Raw genomic sequence first — 4,952 nt, forward strand, 5'->3', positions numbered from 1 at the left:
GGTGATCAGTTTCGAGTTGGGGGTGGAGGATCTCGCGGACACCCGGTTCGCGCTGTCCCCGCTGGCGGAGGCGGTGCTGAGCCTGCGGGTGCTGCGCGATCCGGGGCTGTCGGCGCTGCACCTGCCGTGGCGGCGGGAGGCGTTGCGGACGCTGGAGGGGCCCGGCGGTCTGGACGGCGCGGACCGGGAGCTGCTGGCGGCGCTGGTCGCCCGGCGGTTCACCCTGCCGGACTTCCTCACGCCCCGGCCGGAGGTCTTCGCGCCGGCCTTCGAGGAGGAGCTGGCCGTGGTGGCCCGCACCCCGCCGGGGGAGGTGCGGCGCGACCTGCTGGCGGCGCACGCGCCCGACCCGGCGCCGGCGGCCCTCGCCGCGGCCGCCGACGGCGACGACACGGCCGTGGCCCGGCTGCGGGACCGGATCCGCGCGGTGCTGGCGGCGTACTGGGAGCTGGTGATCGAGCCGGGCTGGCCGCGGATGCGGCTGGTGCTGGAGGCGGACATGACCTACCGGGCCCGCCAGCTGGCCGTCGGCGGAGCGCGGTCGCTGTTCGCCGGTATGCACCCGGATCTGCGCTGGCGGGACGGTGTGCTGCACATCGACCGGATGATCGGCCGGTTCCACGCCGCCGCGTCCGGCCGGGGGCTGCTGCTGGTGCCGTCGGTCTTCGCCCACAAGCCGGCCCCGCCGGTCGATCCGGGCGCGCCCCCGTCGCTGCTCTACCCGAGCCGCGGGGTGGCCACCCTGTGGGCGCCCGTGCCGGGGCCGGACCGGGCCGCGCTGGCCTCGCTGCTCGGCGCTCCGCGCGCCAGGCTGCTCGCGCTGCTGGAGGAGCCGCGCCCCACGGTGGAGCTGGCCCGCAGGCTGGGGGTGACGCCGAGCGCGGTGTCCCAGCACCTGCGGGTGCTGTACGGAGCGGGCCTGGTCGCCCGGGCCCGGGACGGGCGTCTGGTGCTCTACCGCCGCAGCGACCTGGGCGACCGCCTCCTGGGCGACGGACGGGCCGGCGGGTAGCCGGCCGGGTCGGTCCGCCCGGGCACGGGGGCGGTCGGTCCGCCGGAGGACCGGGGCGGTCAGTCCGTCCGAGAACGGGGCGAGTCGGTCCGCCCGGGGACCGGGCGGGTCAGTCCGCCCGCAGGAAGGCGGAGGTGGACGCCCGGCCGAGCAGGGTCAGGCGGGAGCCCCCGGCCAGGTGGGCGTCGGCGGCCTGCTGGACGCCGGGCCACTTGCCGTCGCCGTAGTCGTCGAGGACCACCACCGCGCCGGGGGCGGCGATCTCCTCGACCCATTCCAGGTCCGCGGCCACCCCGTCGGCCGAGTGGTCGCCGTCCACGACGACCACGCCGTAGGCGCGGTCGGCGACCGCCTTGCGGACCTCCGGGTCGGAGGAGAAGCCCCGCTGGATGCGGGAGGTGTACGCGCCGGGGCTGCCGGCCAGGGTGAGGTTGGCCCGCACCACGTCCTCCCGGACCGGCGTCCCGGTGGGGTCGGCGTGGCCCGCCGTGCCGGGCTGGAGCTGGGAGCCGGCCAGCGGGTCGACGATCGTCAGCTCCGGCTCGAGGCCGGCGCGGTGCACCATCCGCAGCAGCGCGGCGGCGAACTGGCCGTGCAGGGTGCCGATCTCCAGGATGCTGCCGTTGGGCGGGGCGAGCAGCGGGATGGCGGCGAGCTTGCCGCAGATGTTGGAGGTGGAGCCGGCCAGCCGGCCGACGCCCAGGGCCTCCTGGGCGACCAGGGTGCGGAAGGCGGTGACCACGGCCCGGCGGGCGTGCTCGGGGCGGCCGCTGACCGCGCCGACCTGGCGGACCAGGGCGTCGATCACCTGGGGCGTCGGCATCCGGTGGGTGCCGCGGCCGGTCGAGTCGACCAGCAGGCTGAGCGCGTACTGCCGCTCGCGCAGTTCCGCGACCTCCGCGGTGAGCGCCGCGAGATCGGTGCGCAGCGGGCGGGCCGCGCGCTCGGCGCCCTTCCGGAGGGTCGGTTCGGCGAGCCGGAGCGCCGCCCGGGCCGCCGGTCGCAGGAGCCGCCGGGCCATGCGGGAGGAGCCAGAGGAGTTGACAGCCATGCCCGGAACCTACGGGCGGCGGGCGCGGGTTGCCCACCACGGGCCCATGCTCGGCCGGTGAACAGTGGGTGTCCCCCCGGCCAACGGCGACGGGGGCCCGGTACGCACCTGAGCCGGGCGGGCCGCCCCCTCCTGCGGTCCGCCCGGCTCGGGTCCGGGGTGGTGCGGCGGCCGTGCGGGGCCGCCTTCGGCGTCAGCGCCGGGGTGTCAGAGCTTCAGCTCCCACTGGTTGGCCTCGTGCGAGATGCCGGGGCTCAGCTCGACGGTGAGGCTCTCGGCGCCCTTGGGGGCGTCGAAGGCGTACTTCACGGTGGCCTTCTTGCCGGGCAGGATGGTGCCGCTGAAGCCGTTGCCGTAGGTGTCGCCGTCGAAGATCTCCTCGGCCGCGGTCCCCTCGGCGCCGGCGCGGGCGTCGGCGGTGACCAGGCCGGCGTCGAACTTCTCCGTGCCGGCGTTCTCGATGACGACGATCACCTCGTAGGGCTGGTTGCCCTGGGTGTGGCCGATGGCGAACTCACTGGCCGAGGTCTTCTTCGGCTCGGAGACGGTGACCTTGAGGTCGTCGTCGTAGATGACGGTGTCGCCGCCGGCCAGGGTCTCGTCCTTCTTCTTGCCGGCCTCGTCCTCGGCGGCCGGCTCGGCGCCGTCACCGCCCTTGTCGGCGGCCGGGGCCGGGGTCTTCGGCGCGCTGCTGGCGATCGCCTTGTCGACCTCCTTGTTGATCTCGTCCACCGCGTCGTCCACCGCGTTGACCACGATGACCACGCCGACGACGGCGAGGATCAGCGACACCAGGCCGAGCACGGCGCCGGTGGTGGCCACGCCCTTGTTGGTGGCCTCGCCGCGCTTGGCGCGGCCGCGTCCCACCAGGCCGAAGATCAGGGCCAGCAGGCCGAGCAGGCCGGCCAGCCAGAAGAGGAAGGGCACCACACCGGAGACGGCGCCGATGATGCCGCAGACCAGCGCCGCGACGCCGAGCCCGTTGCGGGCCTGGGCGGGGCCGCCGTAGCCGGACTCGGGGGCCGGGTAGGCGCCGCCGGGAGCGCCCGGGTACCCGCCCGGCGCCTCGCCCGGGTAACCGCCCTGCTGCGGGGCGGGGTAGCCGTAGCCACCCGGCTGCTGAGGCGCCCCGTACTGCGGCTGCTGCGTCGAATCGGACATGACTGTTGCCCCTCCCGGAACTGCGTGGAATGCGTGTCGTGACCGCTGGGCTTCCCCAAGCTCTCGCGGTGACGGATCAACTACAGCAGAGCTTGTGAACCGAGTCAACAACAATTTATCTGGTCGTTATGGCTCACGGTGTGAAGTGGTCAGGTGTGCAAGTGCCGCTAGGATCGGCGCCACATCAGGGGCGCGTGCACATCAGCGGGTGAGCCGCATCAGGGGACGAGGGGAGACACCGGGTGTCGGAGACCGCAGCCGAGGTGACCGCGGCCGGGATCGCCCGCCTGGCGGGAGTGGGCCGGGCCGCCGTGAGCAACTGGCGCCGTCGCCATGCCGACTTCCCCGCCCCGGTCGGCGGCACCGAGACCAGCCCCTCCTTCGCGCTCGCCGACGTCGAGCGGTGGCTGCGCGCCCAGGGCAAGCTCGCCGAGGTGCCGCTGCGCGAACGCGTCTGGCAGGAGGTCGCGGGCCACCCGGCCGGCGCGGTCACCGCCCTCGTCCACGCCGGCTGCGCCCTGCTGCTGGTCCGCGAACGCCACGCCGACTGGCTGGAGCTGGCCGCCGTCTCGGACGACCGGATGGCCGCCCTGCTGCCCGCACGACTCGCCGACGTCCTCGACCGGCGCTTCGCCGAGCCCCGCGCCGTACCGCCCCTGTGCACCGGCGAACTCCGGCCTTCCGTAGCGCTGTTGCGGGGCGCGGCCGGGCTGGCCGCCTCCACCAGCGCCCGCCAGGCGTTCGAGTTCCTGCTCGGCCGCCACCTGGACGCCAACCCCCGCCAGTACACCCTCACCCCGCCCGGCACCGCCGCCCTGATGGCCGAACTCGCCGGGCCCGCCGCCACCGTGCTCGACCCGGCCTGCGGCACCGGCGCCCTGCTGCGCGCCGCCCAGCGCGCCACCACCCTGCACGGCCAGGACGCCGACCGGGACCTGGCCGCGCTCACCGCCCTGCGGTTGGCCCTGCACAGCGGCGCGGACGTGCGCGTCCAGGCCGGGGACGCGCTGCGCGCCGACGCCCACCCCGTACTGGCCGCCGACGCCGTGCTCTGCCACCCGCCGTTCAACGAACGCAACTGGGGGCACGAGGAACTGGCCTACGACCCGCGCTGGGAGTACGGCTTCCCGGCCCGCACCGAGTCCGAACTGGCGTGGGTCCAGCACGCCCTGGCGCGGCTGCGGCCCGGCGGCACCGCCGTGCTGCTGATGCCGCCGGCCGCCGCGTCCCGCCGCTCCGGCCGCCGCATCCGCGCCGACCTGCTGCGCCGCGGCGCGCTGCGCGCGGTCGTCGCGCTGCCCGCCGGGGCCGCGCCCCCCTACGGCGTACCGCTGCACCTGTGGGTGCTGCGCCGGCCCGACGCCGGCGGGCCGGCCGCGCCCGAGCTGCTCGTCGTGGACACCGCGCCCGAGCCGGCCGCCGGCGCCGGCCGCGACCGGCCCGACTGGGAGGCGGTGCGCACCGCGGTCCTGGAGGCCTGGCTGCCGTTCGACAAGCACGGCACCGCCCCCGCCGTCCCCGGCACCAGCCGCTCGGTGCCCGTCATCGAACTGCTCGACGACGACGTGGACCTGGCCCCCGCGCGGCACCTGCCGCCCCCGGCCACCGTCGGCGGCGCGGCCGAACTCAACAGCGTACGCGACCGGTTGACCGCCGTGCTGCGCCGCACCGGCGACCTCACCCCGCCGCCGCCCGCCACCTGTCTCTTATACACATCTCCGAGCCCAC

Annotated in this window: 4 protein-coding genes; 2 read left to right on the forward strand and 2 right to left on the reverse strand. The window is 76.2% G+C overall.

The genetic code is table 11. The features are described from left to right. Positions 1 to 1,012: ArsR family transcriptional regulator (locus tag C6N75_RS26900; RefSeq protein ID WP_322888082.1), on the forward strand; the 1,012-nt coding region annotated here is incomplete at its 5' end. 109 nt (positions 1,013 to 1,121) lie between these two features. Here the strand turns inward: C6N75_RS26900 and C6N75_RS26905 are convergent. Both C6N75_RS26905 and C6N75_RS26910 read right to left on the reverse strand, forming a co-directional pair. Further along, entirely contained in the window at positions 1,122 to 2,063 is a 942-nt protein-coding gene (locus C6N75_RS26905; protein ID WP_181160636.1) for a class I SAM-dependent methyltransferase, read from the reverse strand. 207 nt (positions 2,064 to 2,270) lie between these two features. Next, positions 2,271 to 3,224 (reverse strand): DUF4190 domain-containing protein, encoded by a 954-nt coding sequence (locus tag C6N75_RS26910; protein WP_105871476.1) that lies wholly within the window; start codon positions 3,222 to 3,224, stop codon positions 2,271 to 2,273. Positions 3,225 to 3,466: 242 nt separating this feature from the next. On the opposite strand from C6N75_RS26910, the gene C6N75_RS26915 reads away from it, so the two are divergent. Beyond that, a partial coding sequence (locus tag C6N75_RS26915) for an HsdM family class I SAM-dependent methyltransferase (protein WP_181160637.1) occupies positions 3,467 to 4,952 on the forward strand: 1,486 nt, incomplete at its 3' end.

Origin of the sequence: Streptomyces solincola, assembly GCF_002982015.1 — a bacterium.
Lineage (GTDB): Bacteria > Actinomycetota > Actinomycetes > Streptomycetales > Streptomycetaceae > Streptomyces > Streptomyces solincola.

Coding starts and splice junctions, on each gene's coding strand:
- C6N75_RS26905 (WP_181160636.1), bottom strand. CDS start 2,063: ATGGCTGTCAACTCCTCTGGCTCCTCCCGCATGGCCCGGCGGCTCCTG.
- C6N75_RS26910 (WP_105871476.1), bottom strand. CDS start 3,224: ATGTCCGATTCGACGCAGCAGCCGCAGTACGGGGCGCCTCAGCAGCCG.